Source organism: Acinetobacter sp. ANC_7588 (genome assembly GCF_056783995.1).
On record NZ_JBWYIU010000053.1, the window covers coordinates 1 to 221 of the forward strand.

The following is a 221-nucleotide window of genomic DNA, read 5'->3' on the forward strand; positions in this document are numbered from 1 at the left end:
CTGTTGGGGTGATGAGGCCATTGGCATTTGCATCGATCAGCGCTTGTTCTGCCGCAGCGTATGCTGCTTCTGCTGCCTCTACTGCTGCTTCAGCCGCTGCTAGAGCTTCTCCAATATCATCAACAACACCATCTTCATCTTCGTCATTTACTGTTGGTAAAGTGATATCAACCAGATCATTTAAACGACCTTGTAGCGCATCTTTTTCTGCTTGTACTGCC

The 221-nt window shown here is 47.5% G+C and carries 1 protein-coding gene; it reads right to left on the bottom strand.

Features of this window, described 5'->3' with window-relative positions; all coding sequences use genetic code 11:
• Positions 1–221 (bottom strand): GA-like domain-containing protein (locus AC1M9J_RS14870; RefSeq protein WP_481952581.1); only part of this gene is annotated, 221 nt, incomplete at both ends.